This window comes from Streptomyces sp. NBC_00190, from assembly GCF_036203305.1.
Classification (GTDB): domain Bacteria; phylum Actinomycetota; class Actinomycetes; order Streptomycetales; family Streptomycetaceae; genus Streptomyces.
Genome location: NZ_CP108131.1, coordinates 7,809,116 through 7,824,762 on the forward strand (window position 1 = coordinate 7,809,116; position 15,647 = coordinate 7,824,762).

The window sequence follows — 15,647 nt, forward strand, 5'->3', positions numbered from 1 at the left end:
CACCGCTGGGCTCCTCGGCGGTGGTCCGTCACGTCTCTGTCTCCCGCCGCTGTGGAGTCGTCCTGCCTCTTTGCTATCTGTGAAACCGATCCTACGATGGACAGAATCCAAGTCAAGAAGGCCGCCAACCCCATATGCCGTCGGATCCCGGACGTCTGCGCACACACGCCGGGGCATCCCACCGAACCGAAGAGGGGAACCGATATATGAGTGACCTGCTGGAGCGGCTGCGGGGGCGTGGCTGGCGGATGACGTCCCAGCGGCGGGTCGTCGCGGAGGTCCTCGACGGAGAGCACGTGCACCTCACCGCCGACGAGGTGCACGCCCGCGCGGTGCGGCTGCTGCCCGAGATCTCCCGCGCGACGGTCTACAACGCCCTGGGCGAGCTCGTCTCCCTCGGCGAGGTCGTGGAGGTCTCCACCAACGGGCGTGCGAAGCGCTACGACCCGAACGCGCACCAACCGCACCAGCACCTGGTGTGCTCCGACTGCGGCCTCATCCGCGACGTCCGCCCGGCCGGCGACGCGCTGGCCGGCCTCCCGGCCGAGGAGCGGTTCGGCTTCACGGTGTCCGAGGTCGAGATCACCTACCGCGGGCTGTGCCCGGCCTGCGCCTAGGTCGAGTTCGCCCTGCCGTCTGCCGGAATAACCTTTGAGACCCGGGGGGTTGGAGGGGTGGAAGCATCCGATTCCCCCTGGTGCCCGGGGGTCCGACGACCGGAGCAGACATGACCACCGAGACGCCCCGCGACGCAGACCGCTCGTTCCTCTTCGTCCTCGGCAGCTCCCGTCCGGACGGCAACACCGAGATCCTGGCGCGGGCGGCCGCCGAACAGCTGCCCGCCGGCGTCCCGCAGCGCTGGGTGGACCTGGCCCGGCTGCCGCTGCCCGACTTCCAGGACGGGCGGCACGACACCGGCTCCTGGACCGTCGGCGAGCACGAGGAACAACTGCGCCGGGCCACCCTGGAGGCCACCGACATCGTCATCGCCTCGCCCTTGTACTGGTACGCCCTTTCCGCGCACACCAAGCGCTACCTCGACTACTGGTCGGGCTGGCTCGCGGTGCCCGGCCTGGACTTCAAGCAGCGGATGGCGGGCCGGACCCTGTGGGGGGTGACGGTCATGGCGGACGAGGACGAGGTGGTCGCCGACGGTCTGGCGACCAGCCTCAACCACACCGCCGCGTACCTGCGGATGCGGTTCGGCGGTGTGCTGCTCGGCAACGGCTCCCGCCCCGGCCAGGTACGCGACGACGAGCGCGCGGCGATCCGAGCGAAGACGTTCTTCCAGCGCGAGGCCCCGCTCGCCCGGTTCCCGTACGAGCAGGACCCCGCGGGCCGGTAGCCGGGGCGGCAGACCCGGGAGGTGTCCCGTCCGCCCGGGTCGGGTCCGCCCGGGTCCGCCTAGGTCTGCCTCGTCCAGCGCTGTGACGCCTCCCCGCCGCACGTCTTCGTCACCAGGCCGCTGGCCATGCCCAGGTCGAGGCAGCCGCCGCCGTAGTCGCTGCGCAGGCTGCCGCCCGAACCCGTACGCCACAGTCGGCCGAAGTCCTGGGCGCAGTCGCCCACGAAGACGGCCTGGCCGAGACCGTTGGAGTACAGGCACCCGCCGCTCTGCTGGTTGACGAGCTTGAAACTGCCGTCCGACGTGCTCTGCACGGTCCATCGGGCGGTCGCGTTCGCGCAGTCGCCGAAGTCCGAGGCACCGTAGATCTGGGTGATGCACTTGCTGTTGTTGCCGTTGCGGTAGCGGTAGGTGCCGGATTCCGGGGGCGCCGGGGCCGTGGGGGCGGTGGTCGTCCCGCCGCCGGTGGGGCGCGTGGTGCCGGTGCCGCCCGCGTTCGCGGAGCTTCCGGATCCGCCCGAGCCGCTCTGACCGCCGCTCGCGCTCCGCCTCCGGGGCCGGTTCCGGCGCCCCCGGCGACCGCGACCGGGGCGCCGCCCGGCCCGGACCGGCCCTTGTCGCTGCCGTCCCCCTCGGGCTTGTCCTGGGCGGGCGACTGCGCGGGTGACGCCGTCCCGGACGGGCTGCCGCTCGCCGGCGGGGCCGTCGGGTCGCCCGGCGCCGTGATCTGGACGGACGGGGTGGTCCGGGCCCCGGCCTGCGGCGAGGTCGTGTTCGGGAGGTGCTGGATCGCGAGTGTCGTACCGCCCGCGACCACGACGACGGGGACGACGGCGAGGAAGACGCGGGTACGGCGGCGCCGTTCAGGCCGTTCGGGCCGCGGCTCGGGCCGTGCCGGAAGGGGCTCCACCGCGGGGGTGGGCTCCGCCCCGGGGGCCTTCTCCGGCTCCTTCTCCGGTCCCTTCAGCCCTTCCGGTTCGGGGTTTTCGCCGGTGAGGGGGACTGTCGGTACGTCGACCGCCTGCACGTTCGCGGCGAAGGCGGCCCGCTCGGCCAGGCGCTCGGCGACGGCCGCCGGCCATGGCGGCGCGGTGGCCGGGATGTGCTGTTCGGCGCGTTCGAGGAGTTCGGCGGCGGTGGGCCTGCCTTCGGGGTCTTTGTCGAGACAGGCCGCGACGAGCTCGGCGAGCTCCGGTTCCAGCTCCCGCAACGGCTCCAGGTCGGGCTCCTCGTGGACGATGCGGTACAGCACCCCGGGCCCCGACTCGTCGCCGAAGGGCGGCTGTCCGCACGCGGCGTACGCCAGCACCGAGCCCAGCGCGAACACGTCGGTGGCGCCGCTCAGCCGCCGTGTGCCCGAGGCTTGTTCGGGTGCCATGTAGGCGGGCGTGCCCACGACCATGCCGGTCCTGGTCAGCTGGCTCTGCTCGGCGGCCCGGGCGACGCCGAAGTCGATGAGGGTGAGGCCGTCGAGGGTCAGCATGACGTTGGACGGCTTGAGGTCCCGGTGCACCATGTCCAGCGCGTGCACCGCCGCCAGGCCCGCCGCCGCTTCCCGCAGCAGCAGCCACAGGGCCTGCGCGGGCAGTGGGCCGCCGTGCAGCCCGACGGCTTCCCGCAGGGTGAGCCCGGGGATGTAGGCGGTGGCGAACCACGGGGGCCTCGCGGTGCGGTCGCTGGCGAGCAGCGGCGCGGTGGCCTCCGCCGGAAGCCGGGCGAGATTGTCCAGTTCGTGCCCGAAACGGCGCACGAAGTCCTCGTCCTCGCCGACGACGGAGGCCAGCAGCTGCTTGACGGCGACGTACCGGCCCTCGTGGACCCCGAGGTACACCCGCCCCATGCCTCCGGCCCCGAGCCTGCCCGCCAGCGGAATCGACCCGATCCGGTGCGGATCCCCCGCCTCCAGAGGCTCGGCCCCGCTCCCCCTGAGCTCTAACACGTCAGCCCCGCTCGAATTAGAAACAGTTTCTAGGAATCTAACCCGATTCCCGCGACGGCAACGCGCCCGGGTGAACGCCGACTTGCTCCTCGACGGGCCGCGGCCGGCCATCGGTGCGGACCCGGGAGCCGGCGCCGTGAGCCGCGTCTCACCGGGGCGGTGACGCTTGTCTATGCAACGAGTTGCATAGAAGGATCGGAGGCATGGCACTTGAGCACGCGATCCTCGTCTCCCTGCTGGAGCAGCCTGGCTCCGGATATGAGCTGGCCCGCCGGTTCGACCGGTCCATCGGTTACTTCTGGACCGCCACCCACCAGCAGATCTACCGCGTGCTCAAGCGCATGGAGGGCGACGGCTGGCTCGACGTCCGCGAGGTGCCCCAGCAGACGAGGCCGGACAAGAAGGAGTACTCCGTCGCCGCGGCGGGCCGGGCCGCCCTCTCCGGTTGGCTCCACGAGCCGATCCAGCCCGACAGCGTCCGGCACGAACTCGCCGTGAAGATCCGCGGCGCGGCCTTCGACGACCCGGCCGCACTGATCCGCGAGGTCGAACGGCACCACCGCGCGCACGCCGACCGGCTCACGCACTACCTCGCGGGAGAGCTGCGCGACTTCACCGGCTCTGACGCTCCCGCGGCGCCGGACGCCGGGCGGGAGCTCCAGCACGTCGTTCTCCGCGGCGGCATCGCCTACGAGCGGATGCAGCTCGCCTGGCTGGAGGACGTACTGGCCACGCTCCGGCGGACCGCGGCCCCCTGATCACCCGCACCGCTCACCCCGTACGTCTCATCCCGCACCCCTCATCCCGCACCCCTCATCCACCACCGAAAGGCGAACCTCCATGACCGACCCGCTGCTGTTCAACCCGCGCACCTACGACCCCGCGCATTTCGACCCCGAGACGCGCAGGCTGCTGCGCGCCACCGTCGACTGGTTCGAGGACCGCGGCAAGCGCAGGCTGATCGAGGACTACCGCTCGCGCGCGTGGCTGGGGGACTTCCTCGCGTTCTCCGCGAAGGAGGGGCTCTTCGCGACCTTCCTGACCCCGGCCCCCGCCGCGGGCCAGGACGAGCCGGACAAGCGCTGGGACACCGCACGGATCGCCGCGCTCAACGAGATCTTCGGCTTCTACGGCCTGGACTACTGGTACGCCTGGCAGGTCACCATCCTCGGTCTCGGGCCGGTCTGGCAGAGCGACAACGCCGCCGCCCGCAGCCGTGCGGCGGAACTCCTGCGCGAGGGCGAGGTGTTCGCCTTCGGCCTCTCCGAGAAGGCCCACGGCGCCGACATCTACTCGACCGACATGCTGCTGGAGCCCGATGGCGACGGCGGATTCCGGGCCAGCGGGTCCAAGTACTACATCGGCAACGGCAACGCCGCGGGTCTCGTCTCCGTGTTCGGCCGCCGCACCGACATCGACGGCCCCGACGGCTACGTCTTCTTCGCCGCCGACAGCCGCCACCCCGCGTACCAGCTCGTGAAGAACGTCGTCGACTCCTCCAAGTACGTCAGCGAGTTCCGGCTCGTCGACTATCCGGTCGGCGCCGACGACGTCCTGCACACCGGCCGCGCCGCCTTCGACGCCGCGCTCAACACGGTCAACGTCGGCAAGTTCAACCTCTGCACCGCGTCCATCGGCATCTGCGAGCACGCGATGTACGAGGCCGTCACCCATGCGCAGGGCCGCATCCTCTACGGACGCCCCGTCACCGCCTTCCCGCACGTGCGCCGCGAGCTGACCGACGCCTACGTCCGCCTCGTCGGCATGAAGCTGTTCAGCGACCGCGCCGTCGACTACTTCCGCTCGGCCGGGCCCGACGACCGCCGGTACCTGCTGTTCAACCCGATGACCAAGATGAAGGTGACCACGGAGGGCGAGAAGGTCATCGACCTGATGTGGGACGTCATCGCGGCGAAGGGCTTCGAGAAGGACACCTACTTCGCCCAGGCGGCGGTCGAGATCCGCGGCCTTCCGAAGCTGGAGGGCACGGTCCACGTCAACCTGGCCCTGATCCTCAAGTTCATGCGCAACCACCTGCTGGAGCCGGTCGAGTACCCGGCCGTGCCGACCCGCCTGGACGCGGCCGACGACGACTTCCTCTTCCGCCAGGGCCCGGCCCGCGGCCTGGGCTCCGTACGCTTCCACGACTGGCGCACGGCCTTCGACGCGCACGCGGCCGTGCCCAACGTCGGCCGCTTCCGCGAACAGGCCGACGCCCTGTGCGAGTTCGTCACGACCGCCGCCCCCGGCGAGGAGCAGAGCCGGGACCTCGATCTCCTTCTGGCCGTGGGCCAGCTGTTCGCGCTGGTCGTGCACGGCCAGCTGATCCTGGAGCAGGCACAGCTGTCCGGTCTGGACGAGGACGTGCTCGACGAGCTGTTCGGGGTCCTCGTGCGCGACTTCTCCGAGCACGCGGTGGAGCTGTACGGCAAGGACTCCGCCACCGCGGACCAGCAGAGCTGGGCCCTCGGCGCGGTCCGGCGCCCGGTCGTCGACGCCGACCGCTCGGCGCGCGTCTGGGCGCGCGTGGAGGCACTGGCCGGGGCGTACGAGATGGCCCCCTGACCCACCGGTCCACACCGGGCGGACGGCTCCCGGCAGTGGGGGCCGCCCGTCCGGCGCCGAGGTGATCAGGCCGGGCCGGCCGGGCCGGGGGAGCGGTCGGATGCCGTCATGCGCTCGATGTCGGTGGCGAGCGAATCGAGCCAGGCGAGGGCGGTGAAGAACCGCAGTGGGGCGACGTGCGGCGGCACATCGGACCCGGCGTCCGGCCCGGCGACCGGCCCGGAATTCGGGCCGCCATCGGGCTCGGGCGTGAGCCCGCCGCCGGGCCCGGGTGCTCCGCCCGGCGCCAGGCCCGTACCCGCCCATCGCGCGGCCTCGCGCAGCCGCCTGGTCACCCCGTCGGCCCGGCCGTGCAGCCACGCCCCGTTGTCCTCGTCGAGGGCCGGCCCCCCGTGGCCGAGCACCCGCCGCGATCCCCACAGCACGTGATGGCCCGCCATCATGGCCGCCTGCCAGTCCGGCGCGGCGTCGGCGGGCCCGCGGGGCTCGCCCTGCCGCTGCGCGAACGCGGACTCCGCCAGCAGCAGCGCCTTCCGGAGCGGCCGGTCGTCGAGGGTACGTCCCGGTCGGCCCGCCACCGCGGCGGCCGAGGCGCTCTCGACCGTCTCGGCGGCCCGCGTCAGCAGCAGCGCGACCGCCCTGTGCAGTTCCTCCTGCGCGCCCCGGGGCCAGGCGAGCAGCCCGAACACGACGCCGATGAGGCTGCCGACGATCACGTCCAGGAACCTCACCTCGGCCAGTTGCCACGTCACCGGTGCCAGCTGCGCGAAGACGAAGGCCACGACGAGGGTGAACATGCCCTGGGCCCAGCCCACGCCCCGTACCGGCCCCACCCGGAACGCGATCAGCATGATGACCGGCAGGGCGACGGCGTAGACGGTGGTACGGCCGCCGATCAGGAACAGCAGGACCGCGGTGACCAGGGCGCCGAGCAGCGTGCCGGTGAGTGCCTGACGCACGGTCGCGCGGGTCTGGGAGGCCGTGGTCCGGGTCAGGCTGAGGACGGCCAGCATCGCCCAGAAGCCGTGGGGCAATGAGTCCACGCCCGCGACCGTACGGGCGGCGGCGAGCGCGAAGCTGATCCGTACGGCGTTCTGGAAGTACACGGACCGAGGCCCGGCGTGTGCCACCAGCCGGTGCCACCACAGGCGGGGCGCACGCTGACCGGCGTACCAGAAGCGGGCCCGGTCGGTCTCGGCCGGCAGCGGCGCGCGCCGGCCCCGTACCGCCAGTTCGGACGCCGTCGTGAAGGCCACGGCGGCGGCCGCCGCCTCCATCAGCGCCGCCCGGCGCCGGCCCCGTGCCGCGGTCGAGAGCTGCTCCACCGCGGCGGCTTCCGCGGCATCCTCCCGTACGCGCCGCAGGGCGCCGGCCGCGTCGGTCGCCTCGTCCGTTCCGTTCAGCAGGGCCGCGCTCTCGGTGGCGGCCCCGCCGACCGCGAAGAGCAGGTCGGACCCCTGCGCCGGAGGCGGGCCGCCGCCGGGCGGCGGGGGAAGGTTCGCCAGCCGGCCGAGGAGCGTGCGGCAGACCATGCCCGCGTGGGCGAGGGCGCGGTCCCGCAGGCCCGGCCCGGCGGGGCGGTCGGCCTCGGCGACCCGGGAGGGCCGCAGCGACTCTCCGGCCGCCCGGGCCGCCTCCGTCGAAGCGGCGGACAGCGTGTACGGTGCGCGGCCGAGCTCGGCGGCACAGAGGGCCGCGGTGCCGGCCGCCTCGGCGGCCAGTAGCCGGTAGGCGCGGGTGGGCGGCTCGGGCAGCACGAAGATCTCGGCGAGGAGCAGCAGTGCGAGGCCGAAGGTCGCCCCCGCGAGACGGTCGCCGAGGGTGTCCGGTGCGTAGGGCGGGAAGCACGGCAGGATGTAGAGCAGCTGCAGCCCGGGAGCGGCTCCCGCCGCCCGGGGCCCGGCAGCCGCCACGAAGGCCAGGACGAAGCCGATCAGCAGCATGCCGGCCACGGCGCTCCAGGTCCGCACCGCGAGGTAGGTGCCGGCCGTGATCAGCACCCAGGCCACGGGCGTGGCCTTGACCATGACGGCCGCCCGCTGGCGCCCGGTGCCGGGGATGTGGGAAAGGGCCCCCAGGGACACCACCGAGAACAGGGCGTACGTCGCCGCCACGGTCCGGTCCAGCCCGTACAGGCATACAAAGAACCCGGCACACGCGGCGAGGGTGGTGCGCACCGCGCGCTGTGTGACGCTCGCGGGGCCGCGGCCGACGCCTGCGTCGCGTTGGGCGCCCATGACTCCAGCATCGGGCCGCCCGGGGAAAGCCACCACACACGGACGGACGTGCCGGTCGGGCGGGCGCCCGTACCGGGATCAGCCCAGGAAGGACAGCCGCACCGTGCGGTCGGGGTTGTCCCGGTTGGTGTCGACCAGTACGACCGACTGCCAGGTCCCCAGCGCGAGCTCGCCGCCGACCACCGGAAGGGTCATGTGCGGCGGCACGAACGCGGGCAGCACGTGGTCGCGGCCGTGCCCGGGGGAGCCGTGCCGGTGCTGCCAGCGGTCGTCCGCGGGCAGCAGCGTACGCAGGGCCCCCAGCAGGTCGTCGTCGCTGCCGGCGCCCGTCTCGATGACGGCGAGTCCCGCCGTCGCGTGCGGGGTGAACACGTTGAGCAGCCCGTCCCGCCCCCGGGCGGCCCCTCTCAAGAACTCCGCGCACGCGGTGGTCAGGTCGTGGACGGTTTCCGACGTGCCGGTGCGGACGTCGATGGTCCGGCTGGTGAAGGTGTCTGGCATCCGTGCATCGTCTCGCGGCCCCCGTGCGCGCCCCGGCCGCCGCACCGTGCGGCCGATCCGTTGAAAACCGCCCGCACCGCGCATCGGCGGGCGCCCGCCCGGGCAGCCAGCCCCTGTGGCCCTCCCCGCCTCCCGCCCACCGAGCCGGCCCGCGGTGTCCGCCGCGCCCGCGGCCCCGTCCGCGCCCGTCCGTATGCCCTCCGCCCGGCGCGCACTCGTCGCCGGGTCCGTCGGCAACTTCGCGGAATGGTACGAGTTCGGTGTCTACGGCTCCTTCGCCACCGTCATCGCAGCTCGCTTCTTCACTCCCGACGGCGGCGACCGGACCCAGGCGCTCATCGCGACCTACGCCGCCTTCGCCATCGCCTTCTTCTTCCGTCCGCTGGGCGCTCTCGTCTTCGGGCGGCTCGCGGACCGGGCGGGCCGCCGGACCGCGCTCGTGCTCGCCGTCTCCCTGATGACCGGCGCCACCACCCTGATCGGATTCCTGCCCGCGTACTCCACCGCCGGCGCGGTCGCACCGTGGCTGCTGACCCTGCTGCGCGCTGTCCAGGGCTTTTCCGCCGGGGGCGAGTTCGGCGGCGCCGTGAGCCTCCTGACCGAGAACGCGCCAGCGGGCCGTCGTGGCCGCCACGGCGCCTGGCAGTCCTGCACCGTCGCGCTCGGGCTCCTCGCGGGGGCGGGCGTCGCCGCCGGCCTGGCGACCCTGCTCTCCGAGAGCGCCCTGTACGCGTGGGGCTGGCGCATCCCGTTCCTGCTCGCCCTGCCGCTGGGCGCCGTGGCACTGTCGCTGCGGCTCCGACTCCCGCAGACCGCCACGCCCGGCGCCGCTGCCGCTGCCGCGCCCGTCGGCCGGGGACGGCCGGGGGACGTGACGCCCGGGTCCGCCGGCACCCCGGGCCGGGCCCACGGCCGGGCGGCCGCCCCGGGAGCGGCCGGCACGGCCCGCGCCGTCGTCCTCGGCGTCGGCCGGATCATGGGCTGGTCCGCGGCCGGCTACACCTTCCTCGTCGTACTGCCCTCCTACCTCCAGGTCACCCTGGGCACCACCTTCCAGCAGGCCCTGGCCGCCACCGTCATCGCCAACCTCGGGTTCGCCGCCGCGATCCTGCCCGCCGGGGCACTCAGCGACCGGGTCGGCCGACGTGCCGTCATGCTCACCGGCAGCATCCTCGTGGTCCTGACAGCCGTACCGGTCCTGCACCTCCTGCGCGACCCCGGCACCTCCGTCGCGGCCAAAGCCGCGACCTTGGCGGCGGCCGGCGCGATGATCGGACTCCTGGCCGGTCCGGGCCCCGCCCTGCTCGCCGAGATGTTCCCGACGCGCGTCCGCAGCACGGGACTGGGCCTGGCCTACGCGCTCTCCAACGCCGTCTTCTCCGGATGCGCGGGCCTGATCGTCACCGCGCTCGTACGGCACACCGGCAACCCGGACGTTCCGGCCCTCTACGCGGCGGGCGCCTGCGCGCTGTCCCTGCCCGCCCTGCTCACGCTGCGTTCCGACGACCACCGAAGGCCCCTGCGATGACCCACCCCACGGCGCCGCCCGCACCGTCCGCATCGCCCGAGCCGTCGACCACCGTCATCGGCCTGATGTCCGGCACCTCCTGCGACGCCGTCGACGCCGCGGCCGCCCGCATCACGTGCGACGGCCCCGTGCTGCGCCTCACCCCGCTCGGCATGGTCAGCGAGCCGTACGACGAGGAGCTGCGCCACGCGCTGGCGGCAGCGCTCCCGCCCGGCCGCACCACCCTCGCCGACGTGTGCCGGCTCGACACCCGGATCGGGCAGTCGTTCGCGGCTCTCGCCGCCCGGGCCGATCGCGAACTCTGCGCGGGCCGGGCGGATCTGATCGCCTCGCACGGCCAGACCGTCTTCCACTGGGCGGACGGCGGCCTCGTGCACGGCACCCTTCAGCTGGGCGAACCCGCGTGGATCGCGGAGTCGACCGGACTCCCCGTCGTCTCCGGCTTCCGGACCCGCGACGTCGCCGCCGGCGGACAGGGCGCGCCGCTGATCGGCCTGATCGACCGCATGCTGCTGCGCGGGCACCGCGGCGTACCGGCCGCGCTGAACGTCGGGGGCATCGCCAACGCCACCGTGCTCGCCCCGGACGGCACCCCGGCCGCCTTCGACTCCGGGCCCGGCAACGCCCTACTCGACGCCGCGGCCCGCCACTTCACCGCCGGGCGCCTCGACCGGGACACCGACGGCCGCCTGGCGGCCCGCGGCACCGTCCACCGGCCGCTGCTCGACCACCTGCTCGCCGAGCCCTATTACGGCCTGCCCGCGCCCAAGACCACCGGCCGGGAGCTGTTCCACTCCGGCTACCTGCGTACGGCCCTGGACGCGGTCGGCCCGCTCCCGGCCCCCGATGTCCTGGCCACCCTCATCCGGCTCACCGCCCGCACCGTCGCCGACGCCCTGCGCCCGTACGGAGTCACCGAGGTGCTCGCCTCCGGCGGCGGCACCCGCAACCCCGTCCTGATGGCCGCACTCGGGCAGGAACTCGGCGCCGCGGTACGGCTGCGCACCTCGGACGCGGTCGGGCTGCCCAGCGCCGCCAAGGAGGCGTACGCCTTCGCCGTGCTGGGCTACCTCACCCTGCACGGCCTGCCTGGCACGGCGGCGCAGTGCACGGGCGCGGCAGGCCCCCGGGTCCTCGGCTCCCTGACCCCGGGCCGCACGCCGCTGCGCCTGCCCACGCCGCTCACGCGGGCGCCCCACATCCTGAAGGTCACCCCGCCACCGGCCGCCTGACGTCCTACCGGACTGCCGGGTGCACCGCCGGTACGTCGTCCTCGGGCGTCTTGGCCGTGACCAGCAGCCCGGCGAGCAGCCCCGCGAGCAGCATGCTGCCGACCGCCCACCAGAGGGTGGTGGTGTAGCCGCCCAGCAGTGCTTCGCCGGCCGGCCCGGACGGCCATGCCGAGTTGCGCAGGCGGGTGACGACGATGCTGCTGAGCAGCACGCTGCCGAGCACCCCGCCCACGTACTGGGCCACGGTGACGGTCGCCGAGGCGGCGCCGGAGTGCTGCGGGGCGACGGCGGTCGCGACGGCGAGGACCGGCATGAAGGCCACGCCGATGCCGAGGCCCATGAGGAGCATGCCGGGCAGTACCTGGACCACGTTGGCCCCGTCGACCGTGAGTCCGGTCAGGAGCACCAGCCCCAGAGCCGCGGTCACCAGGCCCGCCGCGATCAGGACGCGCGGTGCGAAGCGGTGCTGCAGGCGGGCGGAGAGCTGGGTGGAACCGATGACGACCGCGGCGACCATGGGCAGGAGGGCCACTCCGGTCATGGCCGGGGTGTAGCCGAGGACGCTCTGCAGGTAGAAGGTCATGGACGGGAACGAGGCCAGGACGGCGACGCCGGCCAGGAGCATGACGAGGACGCAGCCGACGCGGTCGCGGCCCGCGACGCCGTACGGCGAAGGGTGCCGGCCCGCCGTCCTGGTCTGCCACCACAGGAAGGTCACGAACAGGGCGACGCCCACCGCGAACAGGACGAGGACCAGAGGGGCCGTCCAGCCGAGGGCATCGACCTCGGTGAGGCCGTAGGTGAGGGTGGCGAGCGCACCGGTGCCGAGCAGCAGGCCGAGCCCGTCGAAGCGGGCGCCGGTAGTGCCCAGGCGGTCGTGGACCAGGGGGAACGCGCTGATCAGGGCGATCACGGCGAGGAGGACGGAGGCGTACAGGGACACCCGCCAGCTCAGGGATTCGATGAGCCAGCCGCCCGTGAGCAGCCCGAGCGCCGAACCGCCGCCGGTGATCGCGGCGTAGATCCCGAAGGCCCTGCCGCGTTCCTTCGGGTCGGTGAAGCCCGTGGCCACCAGGGCCAGCGCGGACGCCGTCAGCAGCGCGCCGGAGAGGCCCTGCAAGCCGCGGGCCCAGACCAGCAGGCCGGAATCGCCGGCCGAGCCGGCGAGCGCGGAGGCCGCCGCACATCCGGCCAGTCCGATGACGAAGACGAGCTTGCGCCCCACGAGGTCGGCGACGTACCCGCCCAGCAGCAGCACGCCGCCGAAGGCGAGCGCGTAGGCCCTGAACATCGAGGCCAGACCGTGGGAGGGAAGTCCGAGGTCGGCCTGTACGGCCGGTACCGCCATGTTGAAGGTCGCCGTGTCGAGCAGCACCAACAGCTGCGCCAGGGCGATGACCGGCAGACCCCACCAGCGCCGGGGGTGCGGGGGCGCGGGCCAGGGGCCCGGGGGCGGTCCGAAGCCCTGCCCGGGGCCGCCGTGCGCGAAAGTCGTCGGGGAGTACGCGGGCGGCGGCGGGGGCAGCGGCTGGGCCCGGGCCAGGTCCTGGGGCTGAGGCCGCGGGGGCGGGATGCGGGGGTCCGGCTGCGCCGTGGGTGCCTCGGCGGGGGCTTCGGTGGGGGATCCAGCGGGTGTTGCGGGGGCGTAGTCCAGCAACTGGGCGGCATGGCGGCCGAGTTGTGCCAACACCGCGCCCGGCAGCCACTCCGTCGCCTGATCCGTCGCCTGATCCGTCGCCGTGCGCGCGGCCACCTGCTGGGGGGTGGGCCGCCTCGCAGGGTCCTTGTGCAGGCATTCGCGTACGAGGTCGACCAGCGTTTCCGGTACGCCGGTGAGGTCCGCCTCCTCCTCGGCGATCCTGAAGAGGTGGGCGTTCAGGCCGGTGTCCTTGGCGCCGAACAGGAGGCGCCCGGTGGCGGCGTAGACCAGGACGGCGCCCAGGCAGAAGACATCGCTGGCGGGGGTGAGTTCGAGACCGCGGACTTGTTCCGGCGACATGAAGCCGGGGGAGCCGATCAGCATGCCGGTGTGGGTGTGCAGGCTGTCCCCGGTGAGGCTGTCCATCGCCCGGGCGATGCCGAAGTCGATGACCCGGGGCCCGTCGACGGTGACGAGGACGTTGGACGGCTTGAGGTCACGATGGATCAGGCCCGCCTCGTGCACGGCCTGCAGGGCGACGGCCAGGCGGTTGGCGAGCGTGTGCACCGAGTGCTCGGGCAACGGCCCGAAGTCCTGGGCCACCACGGTGTGCAGATCGGGCCCCGGAATGTACTGGGTCGCCACCCAGGGCACGGCGGCGTCCGGGTCGGCGTCGAGCACGGCCGCCGTCCAACTCCCGCCCACGCGCCGCGCGGCGGCCACTTCACGGGCGAAGCGCCGGCGGAACTCGGGGTGCCCGGCGTACTCGGCCTGCACGACCTTGACGGCCACGGTGCGGCCGCCCTCGGAGCGACCCAGATAGACCAGGCCCATACCGCCGGCGCCCAGCCGGGCGATCAGGCGGTACGGGCCTATGCGGATCGGGTCTTCGGTGATCAACTGGTCCACGGGGAAAAGGTAGTACAGCGGTCCGACAGCGGTGGGGCCATCAGGCAAATCGTCCGTACGCGGCCCACTTCGGCTCCGACGGCCGCTTCGTGCTCCCGGGGCGCTGTGCATACTGCTGGTCATGACGTCCACGATCGCCTCCCGCTTGCACCTGATGATCACCTTTGTGCTGGTGACGTGCGGGGCGGTCGGCGGCGCCTGTTTCGGTCTTCTCCTGGGTGGCCGGTCGGCGGCTCTGGTCGCCGGGGGAGCGGCCGGCCTGGGCGCGGGGATCGGTTCGTTCCTCTCCCGCCGCCAGGTGGTGGAGTTCTTCCAGCCGGAGCGGGCCGTCACCCGGGTCGACGGGTACGCGGAAGGGATCGCCGACGCGGTCCTCGTGAGCATCGCGACCTACCAGTCCGCGGTCTTCCCCCTCACTGCGGAGGGCGTGACCGACGCGGAACGCGATGCCCGCCGTACCGTCGCCTACCGGGTCGCCGCCTACGACGGCCTGCCCCTGGCCGTAAGGGTGTCGGCGGCCGCGGCCCTGGAAGCCGTTGACCAGGGCCTGGACGCCGAACGGGCCCAGGCGGCGGTGAAGGCCCTGTCCCTCACGGTCTACGACCACCGCGGCGGCCGCTGAACCCGCGCGGCCCGCCGGGCGTCGCGGTCCGGGTCCCGTGGGCCGGTCAGCCGTTCAGCGACTTCATCAGCTCGGGGGAGTAGCGGTCGCCCGAGGCCACGCCGTGCGGGGCCACGGCGTCGATGGCGGCCAGGTCCGTGTCGCTGATCGTCACGGCGGCGGCGGCGATGTTCTCCTCCAGGTAGCGGCGGCGCTTGGTGCCCGGGATGGGCACCGCGCCCTGGTGCAGGGTCCATGCCAGGGCGAGCTGCGAAGGCGTGACGCCCTTCTCGGCGGCGAGGCGGCGCACCTGCTCGACGACGGCCAGGTTGCGGTGGAAGTTCTCGCCCTGGAAGCGCGGGTCGGTGCGGCGGAAGTCGTCGGCGGCGAAGTCGTCAGGGCTGGTGATGGCGCCGGAGAGGAACCCCCGGCCGAGCGGGGAGTAGGCGACGAGCCCGATGCCGAGCGCGCGCAGGGTGTCGAGGACGCCGTCGTGCTCGATGCCGCGCTCGAAGAGGCTGTACTCGGTCTGTACGGCGGCCAGCGGGTGGACGGCGTGGGCGCGGGCGATGGTGGCGGGCGCGGCCTCGCACAGGCCGATGTGGCGGACCTTTCCGGCGGCGACGAGATCGGCCAGGGCGCCCACGCTCTCCTCGACGGGCACGTCCGGGTCGATGCGGTGCAGGTAGTAGAGGTCGATGTGGTCGGTGCCCAGGTGGCGCAGGGAGCGGTCGGCCGAGCGCCGGATGTAGTCGGGGGTCGCGTTGTGGCCGACGAAGGCTCCTTCGTCGGTGAACTCGATGCCGGTCTTCGTCGCGACCACGGCGGATTCGCGGCGGCCGGTCAGCGCCTTTCCGAGAAGCCGTTCGTTGCGGAACGGGCCGTAGCCCTCGGCGGTGTCGAGCAGTGTGACGCCGAGCTCCAGGGCGCGGTCGATGGTGGCGAGGGACTCGGTCTCGTCCGTGGCCCCGTAGTGGGCGCTCATGCCCATCAGCCCGAGTCCTTCGGCGCCGACCTTCAGTCCCTGGCTGCCCAGTGTGCGGATGTCCATCGGGGTCTCCCTGGCGAGTAAGTAACTAACTGGATAGATAGAGCTTGCACCCTGCCTTGCGGCGATGTCAATAACCAGATAGTTACTTGCTAGGGTGTGA

11 protein-coding genes and 1 pseudogene are annotated in these 15,647 nt (G+C 73.5%); 7 read left to right on the forward strand and 5 right to left on the reverse strand.

What is annotated here, in order from left to right; genetic code table 11:
- The first annotated feature begins 206 nt into the window (after positions 1-206).
- Both OG429_RS36170 and OG429_RS36175 read left to right on the forward strand, forming a co-directional pair.
- Positions 207-617 (forward strand): Fur family transcriptional regulator, encoded by a 411-nt coding sequence (locus OG429_RS36170; protein WP_328929481.1) that lies wholly within the window; start codon positions 207-209, stop codon positions 615-617.
- Positions 618-727: 110 nt separating this feature from the next.
- Positions 728-1,345 carry a flavodoxin family protein gene (locus OG429_RS36175; protein WP_328929482.1) on the forward strand — a complete coding sequence of 206 codons (618 nt, stop codon included), beginning with the start codon at positions 728-730 and terminating at the stop codon, positions 1,343-1,345.
- 59 nt (positions 1,346-1,404) lie between these two features.
- Here OG429_RS36175 and OG429_RS41590 read toward each other — a convergent pair.
- Positions 1,405-3,284: pseudogene (locus OG429_RS41590) on the reverse strand (protein kinase domain-containing protein).
- A 203-nt stretch (positions 3,285-3,487) separates the two neighbouring features.
- Here OG429_RS41590 and OG429_RS36190 point away from each other — a divergent pair.
- Positions 3,488-4,042, forward strand: coding sequence for a PadR family transcriptional regulator (locus OG429_RS36190; protein ID WP_328929484.1), 555 nt, complete (start codon positions 3,488-3,490; stop codon positions 4,040-4,042).
- 82 nt (positions 4,043-4,124) lie between these two features.
- A complete protein-coding gene (locus tag OG429_RS36195; RefSeq protein ID WP_328929485.1) occupies positions 4,125-5,849 on the forward strand; it encodes an acyl-CoA dehydrogenase family protein in 1,725 nt (574 codons plus the stop codon).
- A gap of 65 nt (positions 5,850-5,914) precedes the next feature.
- Here the strand turns inward: OG429_RS36195 and OG429_RS36200 are convergent, their stop codons facing one another.
- Positions 5,915-8,086, reverse strand: coding sequence for an FUSC family protein (locus OG429_RS36200; protein WP_328929486.1), 2,172 nt, complete (start codon positions 8,084-8,086; stop codon positions 5,915-5,917).
- Positions 8,087-8,164: 78 nt separating this feature from the next.
- Entirely contained in the window at positions 8,165-8,587 is a 423-nt protein-coding gene (locus OG429_RS36205) for a YjbQ family protein (protein WP_328929487.1), read from the reverse strand.
- A gap of 193 nt (positions 8,588-8,780) precedes the next feature.
- On the opposite strand from OG429_RS36205, the gene OG429_RS36210 reads away from it, so the two are divergent.
- Entirely contained in the window at positions 8,781-10,115 is a 1,335-nt protein-coding gene (locus tag OG429_RS36210) for an MFS transporter (protein ID WP_328930532.1), read from the forward strand.
- Positions 10,112-11,347, forward strand: a complete 1,236-nt coding sequence (locus OG429_RS36215; protein WP_328929488.1) for an anhydro-N-acetylmuramic acid kinase — start codon at positions 10,112-10,114, stop codon at positions 11,345-11,347. Before OG429_RS36210 ends, OG429_RS36215 begins: the two co-directional genes overlap by 4 nt.
- A gap of 4 nt (positions 11,348-11,351) precedes the next feature.
- Here OG429_RS36215 and OG429_RS36220 read toward each other — a convergent pair whose 3' ends face one another.
- Entirely contained in the window at positions 11,352-13,895 is a 2,544-nt protein-coding gene (locus OG429_RS36220) for an MDR family MFS transporter (RefSeq protein ID WP_328929489.1), read from the reverse strand.
- 121 nt (positions 13,896-14,016) lie between these two features.
- Between OG429_RS36220 and OG429_RS36225 the strand changes: the two genes are divergently transcribed.
- On the forward strand, positions 14,017-14,517 hold the full coding sequence (locus tag OG429_RS36225; RefSeq protein ID WP_328929490.1) for a hypothetical protein: 501 nt from the start codon (positions 14,017-14,019) through the stop codon (positions 14,515-14,517).
- A 46-nt stretch (positions 14,518-14,563) separates the two neighbouring features.
- Here the strand turns inward: OG429_RS36225 and OG429_RS36230 are convergent, their stop codons facing one another.
- Complete coding sequence (locus OG429_RS36230; RefSeq protein WP_328929491.1) at positions 14,564-15,547, reverse strand: aldo/keto reductase; 984 nt, start codon at positions 15,545-15,547, stop codon at positions 14,564-14,566.
- Positions 15,548-15,647: the final 100 nt, after the last annotated feature.

Coding starts and splice junctions, on each gene's coding strand:
- OG429_RS36170 (WP_328929481.1), top strand. CDS start 207: ATGAGTGACCTGCTGGAGCGGCTGCGGGGGCGTGGCTGGCGGATGACG.
- OG429_RS36175 (WP_328929482.1), top strand. CDS start 728: ATGACCACCGAGACGCCCCGCGACGCAGACCGCTCGTTCCTCTTCGTC.
- OG429_RS36190 (WP_328929484.1), top strand. CDS start 3,488: ATGGCACTTGAGCACGCGATCCTCGTCTCCCTGCTGGAGCAGCCTGGC.
- OG429_RS36195 (WP_328929485.1), top strand. CDS start 4,125: ATGACCGACCCGCTGCTGTTCAACCCGCGCACCTACGACCCCGCGCAT.
- OG429_RS36200 (WP_328929486.1), bottom strand. CDS start 8,086: ATGGGCGCCCAACGCGACGCAGGCGTCGGCCGCGGCCCCGCGAGCGTC.
- OG429_RS36205 (WP_328929487.1), bottom strand. CDS start 8,587: ATGCCAGACACCTTCACCAGCCGGACCATCGACGTCCGCACCGGCACG.
- OG429_RS36210 (WP_328930532.1), top strand. CDS start 8,781: ATGCCCTCCGCCCGGCGCGCACTCGTCGCCGGGTCCGTCGGCAACTTC.
- OG429_RS36215 (WP_328929488.1), top strand. CDS start 10,112: ATGACCCACCCCACGGCGCCGCCCGCACCGTCCGCATCGCCCGAGCCG.
- OG429_RS36225 (WP_328929490.1), top strand. CDS start 14,017: ATGACGTCCACGATCGCCTCCCGCTTGCACCTGATGATCACCTTTGTG.
- OG429_RS36230 (WP_328929491.1), bottom strand. CDS start 15,547: ATGGACATCCGCACACTGGGCAGCCAGGGACTGAAGGTCGGCGCCGAA.